The sequence below is a fragment of the Streptomyces sp. NBC_00425 genome, from assembly GCF_036030735.1.
Taxonomy (GTDB): Bacteria; Actinomycetota; Actinomycetes; order Streptomycetales; family Streptomycetaceae; genus Streptomyces.
In genome coordinates this window covers 8516622-8534212 of the sequence record NZ_CP107928.1, presented here as the reverse complement: position 1 = coordinate 8534212, position 17591 = coordinate 8516622, and the positions used below count along the sequence as shown (strand labels likewise).

The window sequence follows — 17591 nt, the reverse complement described above, 5'->3', positions numbered from 1 at the left end:
CCGGCCGGGTGAGGCATGGAGGCGCCCGTGAGTCTGCCTTACGGAGGCATTCACACATGTCAGTCGAGTTGAACCACACCATCGTCCATTCCCGTGACAACCGGGAGTCCGCCGAGTTCCTGGCCCACATCCTGGGACTGGAAGTCGGGGCCGAGTGGGGCCCGTTCGTCCCGGTGGCCACCAGCAACGGGGTCACCCTGGACTTCGCCGCGATCCCGGCGGAGTCGATCGTCATGCAGCACTACGCGTTCCTCGTCTCCGACGAGGAGTTCGACGCCGCCTTCGACCGGATCGAGCGGGCGGGAATCGCGTATTTCGCCGATCCGCACGGCAGGCAGCCCGGTGAGATCAACCGTCACCACGGCGGCCGGGGCGTGTACTTCAGGGATCCCGCGGGGCACGGGATGGAGATCATCACGACCCCGTACACCTTTCCCGCGCAGTAGCCGCGTTTGAGGCGGGGGCCGACGGACGGGGCACGTCCCCGCCCGGCCGGCCCCCGTCGGCGCGACGGTGCGCGCGGCGGCCGACGCCCTACTGCGCGGAGGCCGTCAGGTCGCCCCGCCGGGGCGCCGCGAATCCCTCCAGCGCCGGCCGGGTCAGCCCGGTCGCCTCGCTCACCTCCGCCGGATCGAGCGCGCCGCAGTCCAGACCGCGCAGCAGATAGCCGCTGAGGGCCTTGGCGGTCGCCGGCTCGTCCATCACGTCCCCGCCGGCCCGGCCGGCGTACCGGGACAGCCGCTCGGCCGCCTGGACGAAGCCCTCGCGGTAGAAGGCGAAGACGGCCGCGTACCGGGTGGGCAGGTGGCCCGGGTGCATGTCCCAGCCCTGGTAGTAGGCGCGGGCCAGAGCGCGGCGGGTGAGGCCGTAGTGCAGCCGCCAGGCGTCGTGGACCTGTGCCGTCGGGCCGACCGGCAGGACGTTCGTGGAGCCGTCCGAGACGCGGACGCCGGTGCCCGCGGCGGCGACCTGCATGACCGCCTTGGCGTGGTCGGCGGCGGGGTGGTCGCTCGCCTGGTGGGCGGCGGAGACGCCGAGGCAGGCGCTGTAGTCGAAGGTGCCGTAGTGCAGGCCGGTGGCCCGGCCCTCGGCCGCCTGGATCATGCGGGCGACCGCGGCGGTGCCGTCGGCGGCGAGGATGGACTGGCTGGTCTCGATCTGGATCTCGAAGCCGAGCCGCCCGGGGGTCAGGCCGCGCGCCTCCTCGAAGGCCTCCAGAAGCCGGACCATGGCGGTGACCTGCTCCGGGTACGTCACCTTCGGCAGGGTGAGGACCAGGCCGCCCGGCAGTGGGCCGGCGTCCGTCAGGCCGGTGAGGAAGACGTCGAGGGTGCGGATGCCCCGGTCGCGCACGGCGGCCTCCATGCACTTCATGCGGATGCCCATGTAGGGGGCCGCGGCGCCTTCGGCGTACGCCCGTGCGATCAGCCGGGCCGCCCTTGCGGCCGCCTCGTCCTCCTCCGCGTCCGGGCGGGGTCCGTAGCCGTCCTCGAAGTCGACCCTCAGGTCTTCGACGGGCTCGCGTTCCAGCTTGGCCCGCACGCGTGCGTACACGGGCTCCGCGAGGTCGTCGGACAGGCCGAGACAGGCGGCGAAGGAGGCCGCGTCGGGGGCGTGCGCGTCGAGGGCCGCGAGGGCCTGGTCGCCCCAGGATCGGATCGTGTCGCCGTCGAAGACGTCGCCGGGCACATAGACGGTGTGGACGGGCTGTCGGGTGCCGGGGTCGCCGGGATAACAGCGGTCCAGTTCGGCGTCGACCGGGGCCAGGGAAGCGCTGATCTTCTCGCTGACGGCGCCCGCGAGGCTCGTCGCCACCGTCTCCTGCTGGCCCTGACCCATTCCACATCCTCCAGTTTTCCGCTGTACGGAATCAACAATCCGTAGAACGAAGCTATCGGGGCGTCTCGCGGCGGGTCAACACCCTGTCCACGGCGTGGTCCCGCGCACCTCTCGCCGCACCCACGCCCTCTTCCGCACAACAGTTCACCCCTTCATCCTGTCTCACGGGGAGCGCGCGGGACCGGAGACGAGGGGGACGCATGACGAGGAGCGGCAGGCCGACCCGGCGGGCGGGGCTGAGGACCGTGGTGGCGGCCCTGGCCGCCGTCCCCCTGATCGGCACGGCGGGGGCGTCCGCCGCCCGGCAGGAGAGCCGCTCGCGCGAGCTGCTGAGGCCCGTGCCCTTCCCGCCCCTCGAGGTCATGACGTTCAACCTCCGCTTCGCCTCCGCCGAGAAGCCGCACAGCTGGGCCGTCCGCCGCCCCGTGATGCGGACACTGCTGCACCGGGCGGCCCCGCACGTCATCGGCACCCAGGAGGGCCGCCCGCAGCAGTTGCTGGACATCGGGGCCGACCTCGGACCGCACTACGCCTGGATCGGGACCAGCAGGGGCGTGGGCGCCGACGAGGCGGTGGCCGTCTTCTACGACACGCGCCGGCTCGCCCCTGCCGGGTACGAGCACTTCTGGCTCTCCGACACCCCGCGGGTGCGGGGCTCCAACACCTGGGGCGGTGGCCATCCCCGCATGGTCACCTGGGTCCGCTTCCGCGATCTGCTGGCCGCGGGGCGGCAGTTCTGTGTGCTCAACACCCATCTCGACAACGCGAGCCAGTACGCGCGCGAACGGTCCGCCGCGCTCATCGCCGCGCGGATCTCCCGGTTCGACCCCGCGCTGCCGTTGCTGCTGACCGGCGACTTCAACACCGTCGCGCACGAGAACCCGGTGTACGACAGGCTGCTCGCCGCCGGGCTGGTCGACACCTGGGACACGGCACGCACGCGGGGCGACGCGTACGCCACGTACCACGGGTACAAGGCGCTGACCCCGAACGGAGGCCGCATCGACTGGATCCTCGCGACGCCCGGCGTGCGGGTCCAACGGGAGTGGACCGACACCTTCAGCGAGAACGGTCAGTACCCGAGCGACCATCTGCCGGTGCAGGCCTCGCTGACCCTGGGATGAGCGAAGCCCCCGCGACCGGGAGGTCACGGGGGCCCGGTGCGGTCCTGGGACCGCGAGGTGATCAGCCCTTGCGGGTCTTGACCTCTTCGGTGAGCTGCGGGACGACGTCGAACAGGTCGCCGACGACGCCGTAGTCGACGAGGTCGAAGATCGGGGCCTCGGCGTCCTTGTTGACGGCGACGATGGTCTTCGAGGTCTGCATGCCGGCGCGGTGCTGGATCGCGCCGGAGATGCCGTTGGCGATGTAGAGCTGCGGCGAGACCGACTTGCCGGTCTGGCCGACCTGGTTGGTGTGCGGGTACCAGCCGGCGTCCACCGCGGCGCGGGAGGCGCCGACGGCCGCGCCGAGCGAGTCGGCGAGGGCCTCGATGAGTCCGAAGTTCTCCGCGCCGTTGACGCCGCGGCCGCCGGAGACGACGATCGCGGCCTCGGTCAGCTCCGGGCGACCGGTCGACTCGCGCGGGGTGCGGCCGGTGACCTTGGTGCCGGTGGCCTGCGCCGAGAAGGTGACGGCGAGGGCCTCGACCGCGCCCGCGGCGGGAGCGGCCTCGACCGCGGCCGAGTTCGGCTTCACGGTGATGACCGGGGTGCCCTTGGAGACGCGGGACTTGGTCGAGAAGGACGCGGCGAACACCGACTGGGTGGCCACCGGGCCCTCGTCGCCGGCCTCGAGGTCGACGGCGTCGGTGATGATGCCGGAGCCGATGCGCAGCGCCAGACGGGCGGCGATCTCCTTGCCCTCGGCGGAGGACGGGACGAGGACGGCGGCCGGGGAGACGGCGGCGACGGCGGCCTGCAGCGCGTCCACCTTCGGCACGACGAGGTAGTCGGCGTACTCGGCGGCGTCGTGGGTGAGGACCCGGGTGGCGCCGTGCTCGGCCAGCGCGGCGGCGGTGCTCTCGGCACCTGCGCCCAGCGCGACGGCGACGGGCTCGCCGATGCGGCGGGCCAGCGTCAGCAGCTCCAGGGTGGGCTTGCGGACGGCGCCGTCCACGTGGTCGACGTAGACGAGGACTTCAGCCATGGGATTTGCTCTCCTGCGAAACGAAGTTGAGGGGCGGTCGCGGCGAGGGGCCTTTAGATGAACTTCTGGCCCGCGAGGAACTCGGCGAGCTGCTTGCCGCCCTCGCCCTCGTCCTTGACGATCGTGCCCGCGGTGCGGGCGGGGCGCTGGGTCGCGGAGTCGACCGCGGTCCACGCGCCCTCGAGACCGACTTCCCCGGCCTCCAGGTCCAGGTCCGACAGGTCCCAGGACTGAACCGGCTTCTTCTTCGCCGCCATGATGCCCTTGAAGGACGGGTAACGCGCTTCACCCGACTGGTCGGTGACCGACACGACGGCCGGCAGGGACGCCTCGAGCTGCTCGGAGGCGGCGTCGCCGTCGCGGCGGCCCTTGACCGTGCCGTCCTCCACCGAGACCTCGGAGAGCAGGGTGACCTGCGGGACGCCCAGGCGCTCGGCCAGCAGGGCCGGGACGACGCCCATGGTGCCGTCGGTGGAGGCCAGACCGGAGATGACCAGGTCGTAGCCGGCCTTCTCGATCGCCTTGGCCAGCACCAGGGAGGTGCCGATGACGTCGGTGCCGTGCAGGTCGTCGTCCTCGACGTGGATCGCCTTGTCGGCGCCCATCGACAGCGCCTTGCGCAGCGCGTCCTTGGCGTCCTCCGGACCCACCGTCAGGACGGTGATCTCCACGTCGTCGTCGGAGTTCTCGGAGATCTGCAGCGCCTGCTCGACCGCGTACTCGTCGAGCTCGGAGAGCAGACCGTCCACGTCGTCCCGGTCGACGGTCAGGTCATCGGCGAAGTGCCGGTCGCCAGTGGCGTCGGGCACGTACTTCACAGTGACAACGATCCTCAAGCTCACGCCGGCTCTCCTACTGCATCGTCAGTTACGGCTGCCTTCTTCCAGGCAGCATAGGCGTCACAAGCGGCCGATCCCGGTTGGGGCGGCCTGCGCTCCCGACCGAAATATTACTCGTCAGTACACCCAGTTCGTTCCCGCTAAGCAAGCGCTTTGAACTGTGACCTTTGCAACGCAGCGTAACCGGAACCCGACGACCTCGCAGGGGACCGCGGCCGTGATCAATCCCGCAGCGCCGTGAACCGCCCCTGGTGGTACAGCAGCGGACGGCCCGCTCCCTCCGGATCCCCCAGCACCACCTCGGCCAGCACGATCCGGTGGTCGCCGGCGGGCACGCGCGTGACGACGCGGCACACCAGCCACGCGAGCACGCCGTCGAGGACGGGGACGCCCTCCGGCCCCTCGTGCCACGCGGTCGGCGGGCCGAAACGGTCCGCGCCGCTGCGGGCGAAGGTGGCGGCGAGCTCCTGCTGGTGCTCGCCGAGTATGTGGACGCCGACATGCCGCGCGCGGGAGACCGCCGGCCAGCTGGAGGCGCCCGTGCCGATGCCGAAGGAGAGCATCGGGGGCTCGGCGGAGACCGAGCTGAGGGAGGTGGCGGTGAAGCCCACCGGACCGTTCGGCGCGGCCGCGGTGATCACGGCGACTCCGGCCGCGTGCCGCCGGAAGACGGAGCGCAGGAGATCGGGCGAGGCGAGCTGGGGGGCGCGGAGGCCGGGCAGGGCCGTCATGGAGTTGTCCTTCTGCGGGGAGGGGTGTCGGGGTCCGTGGATGCTCAACGGGCCGGACAGCACGCGCTCGCGGTACGGCCCAGGTCGACGTGGGCCCGTCCGTGGAGAAGGAGTTCCTCAGGCATGGGGCCAGGCTGACGAGGGGCGGCGGCCGCAGTCAAGTGCGTCCCGGCATCTGGGAGATGCCTCACCGTCCCCCACGAAGCGGTCACACCGCTTCCCCCAGCGCCGCGACGACGTCGGCCTTGCGGGGCTGACCGGCGGCGCGCCGGACGATCCGGCCCTCGGCGTCGAGCACCAGGACCGTCGGCGTCTTGAGGATGTCGAGCTCGCGCACGAGGTCGAGGTGCGCCTCGGCGTCGATCTCGATGTGGGCCACCCCCGGGACCACCGCCGCCACCTCTCCCAGGACCCGGCGGGTGGCCCGGCAGGGGGCGCAGAACGCGCTGGAGAACTGTACGAGCGTGGCGCGTTCGCCGAGTTCCGCGCCGAGGCGGTCCGCTCCGATCCTTCTGCCGTCGTCGCGCCCGCGCACCCGTACCCTCCCGCTCCGCCGCCGCTGCAGCACTCCGAAGGCGCTCGCCGCCGCGAGCACCGCCACACACACCACCAGTCCGGTCATCTGCCGCTCCAGCGTTCATGAGACTGCAAAGATTCCCGAGCCCAGGAATCGTCTCCGATGCGGAATGCTTGATTCATGGACATCGACGCGAGGGGCCCGCGCTTCGGGGCCGCCGTGACGACCGTAGTGCTTGCGGTCGTTCTGATCACCGGGAACGTCTGGCTGCTGGCCTGGCAGACGCTGGCGTTCGCGCTCGGCGCGGCGGGCGGGCCGGGGCGTTCGCCCTACGGCTGGGTGTTCCGCACGGCCGTTGGCCCCCGGATCGGGCCGGCCACGGAGTTCGAGGCGCCGCAACCGCCGCGGTTCGCGCAGGCGGTGGGGCTCGCGTTCGCCTGCGTCGGTCTGGTCGGATTCGCCCTGGGTCCGCAGTGGCTCGGTCTCGCCGCGACCGGCGCGGCTCTGGCGGCCGCGTTCCTCAATGCCGCTTTCGGGTACTGCCTCGGATGCGAGATGTACCTGCTCGGACGGCGGGTCGCGGTGCGAGCGGAGTAAAGACGATCTAAAAGCCCGAGGTGGATCAAAGGGGTTGACGTGACGAGGATCTCGCCGTTCCGGGGCACCAGGGCTGGCTCCCCGGCCGTTCTTGGGGCACGATCTGCGAGATGCCGCAAACCTACGGCAGCGTAACTTTGCCGTCGGAAGTCTCCTCGGCAGAGAGAAGGAAGGGTCCGCCTCACCCATGGCAGAGCTCGTCTACCGCCCCGTCGTCGGCCTCGCCCAGACGTTGTTCAAGGTCTGGGACCTCAAGATCGACTGCAAGGGGTCGGAGAACATCCCGCGTTCGGGTGGAGCCGTGCTGGTGAGCAATCACATCAGCTACCTCGACTTCATCTTCGACGGTCTGGCCGCCCTCCCGCAGAAGCGGCTCGTGCGCTTCATGGCGAAGGAGTCCGTCTTCCGCCACAAGATCTCCGGTCCGCTGATGCGCGGCATGAAGCACATCCCGGTCGACCGCAACCAGGGCGAGACGGCGTACCAGCACGCGCTGGACTCGCTGCGCTCCGGTGAGATCGTCGGCGTCTTCCCCGAGGCGACCATCTCCCAGTCCTTCACGCTGAAGAGCTTCAAGTCCGGCGCGGCCCGGATGGCCCAGGAGGCGGGCGTCCCGCTGATCCCGGTGGCCCTGTGGGGTACGCAGCGGCTGTGGACCAAGGGCCACCCGCGCAACTTCAAGCGCAGCCACACCCCGATCACCATCCGCGTCGGCGAGGCCGTCGAGGCCTCCCGCGACAAGTACGCGGGCGCCCTCACCCGTCAGCTGCGCGAGCGCGTCCAGGAGCTGCTGGAGGCCGCTCAGCGCGCCTATCCTGTGCGCCCCAAGGACGCGAACGACACCTGGTGGATGCCGGCCCACCTGGGCGGCACCGCGCCCACTGCCGAGCAGGTGCGGGCGGCCGAGGCGAGCTGACCCCCGCCCCTTCAGCAACGTTCAGGCCCTCTCCCCGGAGAGGGCCTGAACGTTTTCCCGGGCAGCGGACGCGGTGCGCGGTGGCGGGCGCCGACAGGGCTCACAGCGTGGCGGGGAGGCCCTCCCACAGCCCCGGCCGGTCGGAAGCGGTGCGCAGCGCTTCGAGGACGCCCGGATGCGGCGAGGCGTAGAGGCCGGGGCAGTCCCACTCGCCCGCCTCGGCGTCGGCGCGGAAGGCCAGCCGTTCGCCGTCCAGGGAGAACCGCGCGTCCACGCCCGGCTTGTTGCCGCGCGGGTCCTGGCGGTGCCATGCCCCGTGGAAGCGCACCGCGACGAGTCCGTGCAGGACGTGTCCGCCGCCCTCGTCGCGCGCCAGCCGCTGGTAGCACAGCGCGGTCGGGATGTCCTGCGCCCGCAGCAGCGCGGCCAGCGCGTGGGCCTTGGCGTAGCAGATGCCCGTCCGCTGCTCGATGACGTCCGAGGCGCGCCAGGTCACCCGCGGGTCTTCGGCGTCCTGCGAGTGGGAAATGGCGTCGCGCACGAACTCGAAGGCCATTCGCGCATAGGCATACGAGTCTTCGGCGTTCCGCGCGAGGCGTGCGGCGGTGGCCCGCACCGTCGGGTGGCCATGGTCGATGACCTCGTCGGCAGCCAGATAGGCGGACAGGTCGGGGTTCTCCTGGATCAGCTCCATGGCGGGAGAGCATAGGAAAACGATCACCTGAGAGTCAATGACTTTTCAGGTGATCGCATACCTATGCAGTGATCGCCCATGCCCTGCCGCTCGACGGCAGGCCCTACCGGGCCATCTCCTCCTTCAGGGCGGCGACGAACGCGTCCACGTCCTCCTCGGTCGTGTCGAACGCGCACATCCACCGCACGACTCCGGCCGCCTCGTCCCAGAAGTAGAACCGGAACTTCTTCTGCAGCCGCTCGCTCACGTCGTGCGGGAGCCGTGCGAAGACGCCGTTGGACTGCACCGGGTAAAGGATCTCCACGCCGTGCACGGCCCGCACGCCCTCCGCGAGGCGCTGCGCCATCTCGTTGGCGTGGCGTGCGTTGCGCAGCCACAGGTCCTTGGCGAGCAGGGCCTCCAGCTGCACCGACACGAAGCGCATCTTGGAGGCGAGCTGCATGGACAGCTTGCGCAGGTGCTTCATCCGGCGCACGGCGCCCTGGTCGATGACCACGACGGCCTCGCCGAACAGCGCGCCGTTCTTGGTGCCGCCCAGGGACAGGATGTCGACGCCGACCGCGTTGGTGAACGTCCGCATCGGGACGTCCAGGGAGGCGGCCGCGTTGGCTATCCGGGAACCGTCGAGGTGGACCTTCATGCCGTGCGCGTGGGCGTGGTCGCAGATCGCGCGGATCTCCTCGGGCGTGTAGAGCGTCCCGAGTTCCGTGCTCTGGGTGATCGAGACGACCTGCGGCATCGCGCGGTGCTCGTCCTCCCAGCCCCAGGCCTGCCGGTCGATCAGCTCGGGCGTGAGCTTGCCGTCGGGCGTGGGGACGGTGAGCAGCTTGAGACCGCCCATGCGCTCGGGTGCGCCGCCCTCGTCCACGTTGATGTGGGCGCTCTCGGCGCAGATCACCGCACCCCAGCGGTCGGTGACCGCCTGGAGCGCCACGACGTTGGCCCCGGTTCCGTTGAAGACCGGGAAGGCCTCGGCCGTGGCCCCGAAGTGGCTGCGGACGATCTGCTGGAGGTTGTCCGTGTAGTCGTCCTCGCCGTACGCCACCTGATGGCCGCCGTTGGCCAGGGCCAGGGCGGCCATCACCTCCGGGTGGGCCCCGGCGTAGTTGTCGCTGGCGAAACCGCGGACCCCGGGGTCATGACGGCGACGGGCGTCGGTCTTCGCCGGGTTCACGGCTTCTCGGTGAGCCACAGACGCTGTCCGTTCACTTCCTGGGCGGACTTCTCCCAGACGCCGGTGATGGCCTCGGCCAGGTCCTTGACGTCCGTGAAGCCCGCGAACTTCGCGTTGGGGCGGTCGGCGCGCATCGCGTCGTGCACCAGCGCCTTCACCACCAGGATCGCAGCCGCGGAGGTCGGGCCCTCGGCGCCCCCGGCCTTGCGGAAGGCGTCGGCGAGCGCGAGGGTCCAGGCCTCGGCGGCGGCCTTGGCGGCGGCGTACGCGGCGTTGCCCGCGGTGGGCTTCGTGGCCCCGGAGGCGCTGATCAGCACGTACCGACCGAGCTCGCTGCGCTGGAGGGCCTCGAAGAAGGCGAGCGAGGTGTGCTGCACGGTCTTGACGAGCAGCAGCTCGAGGAAGTCCCAGTCGTCCAGGCTGGTCTTGATGAACGTCTCGCTGCCCCGCCAGCCGCCGACGAGGTGGACCACGCCGTCGATCCGGCCGAAGTCCTTCTCGACGCGCTGCGCCCAGTCCCGGGTCGAGTCCAGGTCGAGCAGGTCGACCGGCTCGCCGGTGACGGCGGCGCCGCCGGCGCCGTAGCGGGCCGCGTCGACGGCCTCCGCCAGGCGCTCGGGGTCGTTGTCCGCGCCGACGACGGTCGCGCCGGCCTCGGCGAGCCTGAGCAGCGCCGCCCGGCCGGCGGGTCCGCCCGCACCGGCCACCACGACCACCGCACCGCTGAGAGCCCCGTTCCCCATGGTCTTCGCCTCCTGAGCAGTGTTCCGCTCCGCAGTGTCCCGCGGAGCGGTGTTCTCGGTTCGCAGGTCGCTCACGCGGCGATCCGCTCGGCGCTGGCCGCCGTGATGCCCTTGGTGGAGGCGATCACGTTCTTCAGCTTCTTGGACAGTGCCTCATAGAACATGCTCAGCGGAAACTCGTCGGGAAGCACGTCATCGACGAGCCTGCGCGGCGGCTGGGTCAGGTCGAGGGCGTCGGGACCCTTGGCCCACTTGGAGCCCGGGTGCGGGGCGAGATAGGTGGAGACCAGCTCGTAGCCGGCGAACCAGTGCACCAGCTTGGGGCGGTCGATGCCGTCGCGGTACAGCGTCTCGATCTCGGCGCACAGCTGGTTGGTGACCTGCGGGGCGCGCTCCCAGTCGATCTGCAGCCGGTTGTCGGTCCAGCGGAGGACGTCGTGCTTGTGCAGGTACGCGAAGAGCAGCTGACCGCCGAGGCCGTCGTAGTTGCGCACGCGCTCGCCGGTGACCGGGAAGCGGAACATGCGGTCGAAGAGCACCGCGTACTGCACGTCACGGGCCTGCGGGACGCCGTCGGCCTGCAGCTTCACCGCCTCCTTGAAGGCGGTGAGGTCGCAGCGCAGCTCCTCGAGGCCGTACATCCAGAACGGCTGGCGCTGCTTGATCATGAACGGGTCGAAGGGCAGGTCCCCGTGGCTGTGGGTGCGGTCGTGGACCATGTCCCACAGCACGAAGGCCTCTTCGCAGCGCTTCTGGTCGTGCACCATGTCGGCGACGTCCTCGGGCAGCTCCAGGCCCAGGATGTCGACGGCGGCGTCCGTCACGCGGCGGAAGCGCGCGGCCTCGCGGTCACAGAAGATGCCACCCCAGGAGAAACGTTCCGGCGCTTCCCGGACGGCGATGGTCTCCGGGAAGAGGACGGCCGAGTTGGTGTCGTACCCGGACGTGAAGTCCTCGAAGGTGATGCCGCAGAACAGCGGGTTGTCGTAGCGGGTGCGCTCCAGCTCCGCCAGCCACTGCGGCCAGACCATCCGGAGAACGACCGCCTCCAGGTTGCGGTCCGGGTTGCCGTTCTGCGTGTACATCGCGAAGACGACCAGGTGCTGGAGCCCGTCCGCGCGGCTCGCGGCGGGCTGGAAGGCCAGCAGCGAGTCGAGGAAGTCCGGCACCTCGAAACCGCCGTCGGCCCACACCCGCAGGTCCTTGACCAGCGCGTGGTGGTAGTCGGCGTCATGCGGGAGCAGCGGGGAGAGCTCCTCGACGGCCTCGATCACCCGCTGCACGGCCTGTTCGGCCTCGCCGCGCGCCGGGGCGCCCTCGGCCGAGAAGTCGATCGACCCGTCCTTCGACTGCCAGGGCCGGACCTGCTCCACGGCATCCTTGAGCACGCGCCACGCCGGGTGCTCCACCACCCTGGACGCCGGAGGAACCTGCTCCCCCGATGCTGCCTGCACAAGAATTTCCGTCATGTCCCATCCTCCGCTGAAGAACCTTGCGTCACCACACCGTAGACATATGGGGTTTCCTTCAGCAAGTGGCCTCTCGGGAAATTATCCTGCGTTACCGCTCCTTCACCGCACTTTTTCCTGCCGGGCATCGGAGGAGTGTCCGCTTCCGGTGGAGCAGGGCGGGTAGGGAACACGTCGGTGCGCACACATCCGTCCTCACCCCGCCCGGGGCCGCCACGCGGCCTGCCCCTCCGCTGCCCCTCCAGCCCCCGTCGTCGGAAGCGAGTCGCGTCTTGAACTTCCTCACCATCGGTCACCGTGGCGTCATGGGCGTCGAGCCCGAGAACACCCTGCGCTCGTTCGTCGCCGCCGAGCAGGCCGGCCTCGACGCCATCGAACTCGACCTGCACCTGAGCAAGGACGGCGCCCTCGTGGTCATGCACGATCCCGAGGTGGACCGCACGACCGACGGCGCCGGCCCCATCGCCGACCACACCCTCGCGGAACTGCGCGCACTCGACGCCGGCCGCGGGGAACGCGTCCCACGGTTCGAGGAGGTGCTCGACGTCGTACAGGCGCCGCTCCAGGCCGAGATCAAGGACGTGCAGGCGGCGCGGGCGCTGGCCGAGGTGATCCTCGAACGGGACCTCGTACGGCGGGTGGAGGTGTCCTCCTTCCACGACGAGGCCGTCGCGGAGGTCGCACGACTGGTGCCCGGGGTGCGCACCGCGCTCATCGGCAGCCGCTACGGCCTCGACATCGTGGACCGGGCCGTCGCGGCCGGCGCCGCGACGGTCTGCCTCAACCTGCGGCGGCTCACCCTGGAGATCGTCGAGGAGGCACGCAAGCGTGACCTGCGGATCATCGGCTGGGTGGTCAACACGCAGGAACAGCTGCGGCTGGTGCGCGCCCTGGAGCTGGACGGAGCGACCACCGACTACCCCGACATCAGGCGCACCGGCCGGTTCACCGCCTGAGCGGAGCCCGGCCGGCCCTGCAGCGTCGCGCGGCCCCGGACTGCGGCCGTGCTCAGGCCGACGGCTCGGCCAGCGGCTTGACCAGCAGCTCGAACTGCAGGTCGTCGCGCCGCGGAATGCCGAAACGCTCGTCGCCGTACGGGAACGGGGTCATACGTCCCGTACGGCGGTAGCCGCGCCGCTCGTACCAGGCGATGAGGTCCTCGCGCACGGAGATCACCGTCATCTGCATCTCGCCGACGCCCCAGTCCTCGCGGGCCTGCCGCTCGGCCTCCGCCATGACCGTCCTGCCGAGGCCGGCGCCCTGCGCCGTGGGGCTCACCGCGAACATGCCGAAGTAGGCGTGGTCACCGCGGTGGGCAAGCTGGCAGCAGGCGACCAGACGGCCGTCCTGCTCCACGGTGAGCAGCCGGCTGTCCGGCGCCTCGACGACCGCGCGCACGCCCTCGGGATCGGTGCGCTGCCCCTCGAGGATGTCCGCCTCCGTCGTCCACCCGGCCCGGCTCGAGTCTCCGCGGTACGCGGACTCGACGAGCGCGACCAGCTCGTCCACGTCGGCGTCGGTGGCGGTACGGAAGACGAGGTCGGTGGCTGCGGTGTCCATGCGGGCGGTCTCCGGTCTCTGACACGGTCTGGGGCTCGCCCGAGCGTAACCCCCTCCGGCTAGGCTCCCGCCGCATGGTGCACGTACTGAGCAGCAGGACCCTGCTTCGACCGGCCGATCCCGAACGTTCCCGCGTCTTCTACGGGGAGCAGCTGGGTCTGGCCGTCTCCCGTGAGTTCGGCACCGGCCCGGACCGCGGAACCGTCTACTTCCTCGGCGGCGGCCACCTGGAGCTCTCGGGACGCGCCGAGAACCCGCCGACGCCGACCGAGCGCGCGGCCGCTCCCGTGCGTCTGTGGCTCCAGGTGGCGGACGCCGCGGCGGCACACGACGAGCTGCGGGCGAAAGGCGTCGAGATCACGCGACCGCCGGTGAGGGAGCCCTGGGGTCTGATCGAGATGTGGATCGCGGACCCGGACGGAATCCCGATCGTGCTCGTGGAGGTGCCGGCGGACCACCCGATGCGGTACCGGCCGGGCATCTGAGAGGCCCTGCGGGACTGCGGACCGGCTTCCCCGGTCGCCGCGGGCAGCACCGCGCGCGACGACGGACGTCCGGCCGGGCGCCGGGGGTCCGAGCGGCGCCCGGGCCGGAGACCTCCGGGGCCGTCGGGGCTGGTCGACGGCGGCGGCGAGGGCGAGGCGGTCAGCGGATGCCGGGCGGCCGGGCGGGGCATAGCGTGCTGAGGGGGTGACCTTTCGGAGGAACGTCATGAAGCTCGACGCGCCCGTGCCGGGCGGGCCCTGCTGGGCCGAGCTGGGGACCGGCGACCTGGAAGCGGCGAAACGGTTCTACGCGGAGCTGTTCGGCTGGCGGGCGGAGACGGACCCGCGGCAGGAGGCCGGCGGTTACTCGGTCGCGCACCTCGGCGACGCGGCCGTCGCCGCACTCAGCCCCCGGCACCAGGAGGCGCAGCCCTGCGCCTGGAGCGTGTCGTTCGCCGTGACCGACGCGGACGTCAGCGCCCGGCTGGCCACGGAGGCCGGCGGCACGGTCCTGGTCGGACCTGTGGACGTCTTCGACGTGGGCCGCTTCGTGGTCGTCCTCGACCCTTCCGGGGCCGCGTTCCAGTTGTGGCAGGCGCGGTCATTCTCCGGCGCGGGCCTGTTCAACGCACCCGGCTCGCTCGGCTGGGTCGAGCTGCTGACCCGTGATCCCGACCGGGCGGAGACCTTCTACACCACCGTCTTCGGCTGGACCGTCCGCTCGTCGGAGAACTACCTGCAGTGGGGCGTCGGCGGCGCGGACTTCGGCGGCATGATCAGGATGGACGACAAGTTCCCGCGGGAGGTGCCCGCGCACTGGCTGCCGTACTTCGCGGTCGCCGACGTGGACGACGCCACGCGAACCGCCGTCGGGGCGGGCGGCGCCGCGCTCATGGAGCCGGCCACGATGCCGGACGGCCCGCGGATCGCCGTGCTGCGCGACCCCCAGGGTGCGGTGTTCGGGGTGTACCGCGCCGATCACGGCAGATGAACGCCTGAGCGCCACCGCCCGACCCGAGCCGGACGACCCGAACCCGGCCCGCGCCCGCGCCTTTACAGACGGGCTCCCGACGGTCCGGCACCGCTGCGGGGACCGGGGCCCGGGCCGAGGGGCCGAGGGACCGGGCCCGGTGCCGTGCGCCGGGGGTCGGGGGCCGGGGGCCGCGGCCCGGAGGTCGGGCCGGGGGCCGGGCCCGGGGGCCAGGGGTCGCCGTCGGCGGGCGTCCTCCTGTCGCGGTCACACGCCCAAGGACCGCATCTGTCCCTCCAGGCGGCTGAGCAACTCCCCCAGCAGGTCGGCCAGTTCACCCTGTCGCCCGTCGTCCATGGCGGACAGCGCCGCGCTCTCGTAGGCGAGCTGCTCGGGCATGACGCCGTCGACGAGGTCACGGCCGGCGTCGGTGAGCCGGAGGTGCGCGACACGGCGGTCGCGGGTGTCGCCCCGGCGCTCCACCAGGCCGCGTTCGGTGAGCTGCTTGAGGCGTTTGGTGACGGCCGCGCCGGACGAGAAGGTCTCGCGGGCGAGTTCGCCGGGTGTCAGTTCGTGGCCCTTGCGGCGCAGTGCGCCCAGCAGGTCGAACTCGGGGCGGCTGAGTCCGACCCGCCGCAGGGGCGCGTCCTCGGCCTGCTGGAGGAGGGCGGCGCAGCGGTTGACGCGGCCGATGATCTCCATGGGCCCGGTGTCCAGGTCCGGCCGGACGGCCTGCCACTGCTGCACGACGGCCGACACCGTGTCGTTCCTCGCCGAGCCTCGATCCCCGTCTCCGTCCTCTTCGGCGGTTCCGACCCCGTTCCCCTTCCCGGGCGGTCCGGCGCCCCCGTCCCCGCTCTCGCTCCCGGACGACCCGTCGTCCCCGTGCCCGTTCCGGGTTCCGGCACCGCCGCCCTGCCGACCCGAACGGTCACCGCCGGTCGACCGGTCGCCGTCGCCCGGTCTCGCCTCGGGCGTGGTCGGGGCGCCGGCTGCGGGGTTCCGTCGCGACGCTTCCCCGGTCGCGGGCCCTTCCGGTGTTCCGTCCCCGGCCGCTGCACGCCCCTGCTTCCCCGTCATCCCCGTACGTCCTCCGCTCTCGCCTTCGCGTCCCGGTCCAGGAGAAGTCCCCGGCGCCGTACCGTCGCCGCGAGCGTACGGTGTCCGGACTGCTCGGCCGTCACGACCCGCTCCTCGGGCAGCGCTCGCTGCCACCACTCGCCGGACGCGGCGTCCGCGGTGGCCCGCAGTTCGACCAGTGCGCCGGCGAGCGCGCGCCGCGCGGATTCCAGGGCGCCGGGGGCCGGCTGCCGGTCCGCCAGCAGGCGGGCGGTGTGCTCGCCGGCCCGTTCGACGGCGGTCAGGGCGTCTTCGAGACGGTCGCCTGCTCGGCGGTTGGTGACCGCGATCGCGGCGGCGAAGCCGACCACGGCGCCGACGGCGGTGTCCGCCAGTCGTTCGGTGACCAGCCGGGCCGGGTCCTGGGCCTGCGCGAACTCGGTGATGAGCAGAGCCATCGGCGTCACGCAGACGCTGCCCAGCCAGTAGTTGCGGCCGATGAGCGCCTCGGCGCCGAAGTTGAGGGCGAGGCAGACCAGGACGAGGGCCGCCGGCGCGAGGTGGGCGAGCGGGACGAGTGCGGCGAAGGCGAGGACGCCGACGATGTTGCCCACGACGCGCTGGACTCCACGGTTCCAGGTGAGGGTGACGTTCGCCTGGTAGAGGGACGCGGCGGTGACGAGCGCCCAGTAGGGGCGGCCGACACCGAGGGCGAGGGAGGCGTATCCGGCGAGGCCGCACCCGATCGCCGTGCGCGCCGCGATCGGGGCGAGCGGGCCGAGACGGCACCGCAACGACGTCCGGGTGACGGCGAGTTCGACATCGATGCCGAGGAGTTCGTCGTCGTCCACGAGATCGTCCGGGGAGGGGACCGGACCTGTGCCGCGCAGCTCGCGGGCCCAGTCGCGCAGGCGCGCCGGGTCGGCGTCGGCGGGCGCGGCGAGGGCGGTCTCGGCTCGGACGACGAGCCGTTCCAGGTCGCGGCGCGACGCGCCGGGGCGGGTCGACAGGAGGGTCTGCCAGGCGGCGTGCACGGCGGCGGCCGCAGCGGCGCGCGTTCGGTCGCGACCGGCGCAGTCGGCCCTGACGGCGTCGGCGTCGGCGTCGGCGTCGGCGGCAGCGGCAGCAGCAGCGGCAGCTGTGGTCAGGGCATGGGCGGTGGCCCGGCGCTCGGGGCCGTGCGGGCGCAGCAGCCCGGGGGCCATGCCGATCAGCCAGGCCCAGGTTCCGGCGGCCAGGGCCAGTCCCAGGTGGCCGGGCAGCTGCCCGGGCGTCTGCGGTGCGAACAGCGCGGCGGAGCTGATGAACGTGAGGACGACGTTGCCGGGCGGGCCGAGACGGGTCGCGTCGCAGAGGACCTTCTGCGCGGCCGCGAGCAGCGCACCGACGGTCACCAGCACGACGGCGTCGTCGGTGAGCGCGGCCGTGAGCAGCGCGAGGGCGAGACCGCCGGTCATGCCGAGCACCACCCCGGCCAGGACGCGGGCCCGAGCCGCGTAGGGGCGGTTGTGGGCGTACAGCGCGCACAGGGATCCCGCCATGGTGTACAGGGCCAGGTCCAGCCGCCCGAGCGCGAGCAGGGCGAGGTTGGGCGGGGCGACGGCCGCGACGACGCTGAGGGCGGGCTTGAACCAGATGTCGGAGGGCCTGCCGAGGCGCAGCACACCGGCCAGCGGGAGCCCGCGTCCCGGGCGGGAGCGGGGACGCCGCCCGGTCGGTCGTCCAGGGCGGGAGTCGGGCCGGGGTGCGGGCCGGGACTCGGACCCGGAGGACCCGGGTTCGCGCCGCGAGGGCCCGGGTTCGGGCCGGGGTTCGGGCCTCGAAGGCCCGGGTTCGGGCCGGGGTCGCTG

General features: G+C 72.2%; 19 protein-coding genes. 7 read left to right on the top strand and 12 right to left on the bottom strand.

Features of this window, described 5'->3' with window-relative positions:
* Positions 1 to 56: 56 nt before the first annotated feature.
* Entirely contained in the window at positions 57 to 446 is a 390-nt protein-coding gene (locus OHS82_RS37555; protein ID WP_057582544.1) for a VOC family protein, read from the top strand.
* Between the two features lie 88 nt (positions 447 to 534).
* Here OHS82_RS37555 and OHS82_RS37550 read toward each other — a convergent pair whose 3' ends face one another.
* Positions 535 to 1839, bottom strand: coding sequence for a DUF6986 family protein (locus tag OHS82_RS37550; RefSeq protein ID WP_057582545.1), 1305 nt, complete (start codon positions 1837 to 1839; stop codon positions 535 to 537).
* A gap of 200 nt (positions 1840 to 2039) precedes the next feature.
* Here OHS82_RS37550 and OHS82_RS37545 point away from each other — a divergent pair, with 200 nt between their 5' ends.
* The gene (locus OHS82_RS37545) at positions 2040 to 2963 is read left to right on the top strand and encodes an endonuclease/exonuclease/phosphatase family protein (protein WP_057582546.1); all 924 of its coding nucleotides are present in this window, start codon (positions 2040 to 2042) and stop codon (positions 2961 to 2963) included.
* A gap of 61 nt (positions 2964 to 3024) precedes the next feature.
* Here the strand turns inward: OHS82_RS37545 and OHS82_RS37540 are convergent, their stop codons facing one another.
* The 4 genes from OHS82_RS37540 to OHS82_RS37525 form a co-directional block, all read right to left on the bottom strand.
* The gene (locus tag OHS82_RS37540; RefSeq protein WP_057582547.1) at positions 3025 to 3987 is read right to left on the bottom strand and encodes an electron transfer flavoprotein subunit alpha/FixB family protein; all 963 of its coding nucleotides are present in this window, start codon (positions 3985 to 3987) and stop codon (positions 3025 to 3027) included.
* Positions 3988 to 4040: 53 nt separating this feature from the next.
* A complete protein-coding gene (locus OHS82_RS37535; RefSeq protein WP_057582548.1) occupies positions 4041 to 4829 on the bottom strand; it encodes an electron transfer flavoprotein subunit beta/FixA family protein in 789 nt (262 codons plus the stop codon).
* A gap of 218 nt (positions 4830 to 5047) precedes the next feature.
* Positions 5048 to 5557 carry a flavin reductase family protein gene (locus OHS82_RS37530; RefSeq protein ID WP_057582549.1) on the bottom strand — a complete coding sequence of 170 codons (510 nt, stop codon included), beginning with the start codon at positions 5555 to 5557 and terminating at the stop codon, positions 5048 to 5050.
* Positions 5558 to 5765: 208 nt separating this feature from the next.
* Entirely contained in the window at positions 5766 to 6179 is a 414-nt protein-coding gene (locus OHS82_RS37525; protein ID WP_057582550.1) for a TlpA family protein disulfide reductase, read from the bottom strand.
* Between the two features lie 75 nt (positions 6180 to 6254).
* On the opposite strand from OHS82_RS37525, the gene OHS82_RS37520 reads away from it, so the two are divergent.
* Both OHS82_RS37520 and OHS82_RS37515 read left to right on the top strand, forming a co-directional pair.
* Positions 6255 to 6671 (top strand): DUF4395 domain-containing protein, encoded by a 417-nt coding sequence (locus tag OHS82_RS37520; RefSeq protein ID WP_328435459.1) that lies wholly within the window; start codon positions 6255 to 6257, stop codon positions 6669 to 6671.
* A gap of 187 nt (positions 6672 to 6858) precedes the next feature.
* Positions 6859 to 7587, top strand: a complete 729-nt coding sequence (locus tag OHS82_RS37515; protein ID WP_057582552.1) for a lysophospholipid acyltransferase family protein — start codon at positions 6859 to 6861, stop codon at positions 7585 to 7587.
* A gap of 100 nt (positions 7588 to 7687) precedes the next feature.
* Here OHS82_RS37515 and OHS82_RS37510 read toward each other — a convergent pair whose 3' ends face one another.
* From OHS82_RS37510 to OHS82_RS37495, 4 genes are all read right to left on the bottom strand, one after another.
* The gene (locus tag OHS82_RS37510) at positions 7688 to 8281 is read right to left on the bottom strand and encodes a transglutaminase domain-containing protein (RefSeq protein ID WP_328435458.1); all 594 of its coding nucleotides are present in this window, start codon (positions 8279 to 8281) and stop codon (positions 7688 to 7690) included.
* Between the two features lie 103 nt (positions 8282 to 8384).
* Entirely contained in the window at positions 8385 to 9455 is a 1071-nt protein-coding gene (locus tag OHS82_RS37505) for a threonine aldolase family protein (RefSeq protein WP_057582554.1), read from the bottom strand.
* Complete coding sequence (locus OHS82_RS37500) at positions 9452 to 10198, bottom strand: SDR family oxidoreductase (protein ID WP_057582555.1); 747 nt, start codon at positions 10196 to 10198, stop codon at positions 9452 to 9454. Before OHS82_RS37500 ends, OHS82_RS37505 begins: the two co-directional genes overlap by 4 nt.
* 71 nt (positions 10199 to 10269) lie before the next feature.
* Positions 10270 to 11667, bottom strand: a complete 1398-nt coding sequence (locus OHS82_RS37495) for a DUF6421 family protein (RefSeq protein WP_057582556.1) — start codon at positions 11665 to 11667, stop codon at positions 10270 to 10272.
* A gap of 272 nt (positions 11668 to 11939) precedes the next feature.
* Between OHS82_RS37495 and OHS82_RS37490 the strand changes: the two genes are divergently transcribed.
* Complete coding sequence (locus tag OHS82_RS37490; protein ID WP_057582557.1) at positions 11940 to 12623, top strand: glycerophosphodiester phosphodiesterase; 684 nt, start codon at positions 11940 to 11942, stop codon at positions 12621 to 12623.
* Positions 12624 to 12675: 52 nt separating this feature from the next.
* On the opposite strand, the gene OHS82_RS37485 is transcribed toward OHS82_RS37490, so the two are convergent.
* The gene (locus tag OHS82_RS37485) at positions 12676 to 13227 is read right to left on the bottom strand and encodes a GNAT family N-acetyltransferase (protein WP_057582558.1); all 552 of its coding nucleotides are present in this window, start codon (positions 13225 to 13227) and stop codon (positions 12676 to 12678) included.
* 74 nt (positions 13228 to 13301) lie between these two features.
* Between OHS82_RS37485 and OHS82_RS37480 the strand changes: the two genes are divergently transcribed.
* Both OHS82_RS37480 and OHS82_RS37475 read left to right on the top strand, forming a co-directional pair.
* Positions 13302 to 13712 carry a VOC family protein gene (locus OHS82_RS37480; protein ID WP_057582559.1) on the top strand — a complete coding sequence of 137 codons (411 nt, stop codon included), beginning with the start codon at positions 13302 to 13304 and terminating at the stop codon, positions 13710 to 13712.
* A gap of 226 nt (positions 13713 to 13938) precedes the next feature.
* Positions 13939 to 14703, top strand: coding sequence for a VOC family protein (locus tag OHS82_RS37475; RefSeq protein WP_057582560.1), 765 nt, complete (start codon positions 13939 to 13941; stop codon positions 14701 to 14703).
* Positions 14704 to 14949: 246 nt separating this feature from the next.
* Here OHS82_RS37475 and OHS82_RS37470 read toward each other — a convergent pair whose 3' ends face one another.
* Together OHS82_RS37470 and OHS82_RS37465 are read right to left on the bottom strand one after the other, a co-directional pair.
* A complete protein-coding gene (locus OHS82_RS37470; RefSeq protein ID WP_057582561.1) occupies positions 14950 to 15441 on the bottom strand; it encodes a MarR family winged helix-turn-helix transcriptional regulator in 492 nt (163 codons plus the stop codon).
* Positions 15442 to 15758: 317 nt separating this feature from the next.
* Positions 15759 to 17405 carry an FUSC family protein gene (locus tag OHS82_RS37465; RefSeq protein ID WP_328435457.1) on the bottom strand — a complete coding sequence of 549 codons (1647 nt, stop codon included), beginning with the start codon at positions 17403 to 17405 and terminating at the stop codon, positions 15759 to 15761.
* Between the last annotated feature and the right edge of the window lie 186 nt (positions 17406 to 17591).

Bases quoted from the DNA above. Each gene is read 5' to 3' on its own strand.
- OHS82_RS37500 (WP_057582555.1), bottom strand. From the start codon at position 10,198: ATGGGGAACGGGGCTCTCAGCGGTGCGGTGGTCGTGGTGGCCGGTGCG.
- OHS82_RS37510 (WP_328435458.1), bottom strand. From the start codon at position 8,281: ATGGAGCTGATCCAGGAGAACCCCGACCTGTCCGCCTATCTGGCTGCC.
- OHS82_RS37550 (WP_057582545.1), bottom strand. From the start codon at position 1,839: ATGGGTCAGGGCCAGCAGGAGACGGTGGCGACGAGCCTCGCGGGCGCC.
- OHS82_RS37540 (WP_057582547.1), bottom strand. From the start codon at position 3,987: ATGGCTGAAGTCCTCGTCTACGTCGACCACGTGGACGGCGCCGTCCGC.
- OHS82_RS37525 (WP_057582550.1), bottom strand. From the start codon at position 6,179: ATGACCGGACTGGTGGTGTGTGTGGCGGTGCTCGCGGCGGCGAGCGCC.
- OHS82_RS37545 (WP_057582546.1), top strand. From the start codon at position 2,040: ATGACGAGGAGCGGCAGGCCGACCCGGCGGGCGGGGCTGAGGACCGTG.
- OHS82_RS37480 (WP_057582559.1), top strand. From the start codon at position 13,302: ATGGTGCACGTACTGAGCAGCAGGACCCTGCTTCGACCGGCCGATCCC.
- OHS82_RS37515 (WP_057582552.1), top strand. From the start codon at position 6,859: ATGGCAGAGCTCGTCTACCGCCCCGTCGTCGGCCTCGCCCAGACGTTG.
- OHS82_RS37475 (WP_057582560.1), top strand. From the start codon at position 13,939: ATGAAGCTCGACGCGCCCGTGCCGGGCGGGCCCTGCTGGGCCGAGCTG.
- OHS82_RS37485 (WP_057582558.1), bottom strand. From the start codon at position 13,227: ATGGACACCGCAGCCACCGACCTCGTCTTCCGTACCGCCACCGACGCC.
- OHS82_RS37555 (WP_057582544.1), top strand. From the start codon at position 57: ATGTCAGTCGAGTTGAACCACACCATCGTCCATTCCCGTGACAACCGG.
- OHS82_RS37530 (WP_057582549.1), bottom strand. From the start codon at position 5,557: ATGACGGCCCTGCCCGGCCTCCGCGCCCCCCAGCTCGCCTCGCCCGAT.
- OHS82_RS37520 (WP_328435459.1), top strand. From the start codon at position 6,255: ATGGACATCGACGCGAGGGGCCCGCGCTTCGGGGCCGCCGTGACGACC.
- OHS82_RS37495 (WP_057582556.1), bottom strand. From the start codon at position 11,667: ATGACGGAAATTCTTGTGCAGGCAGCATCGGGGGAGCAGGTTCCTCCG.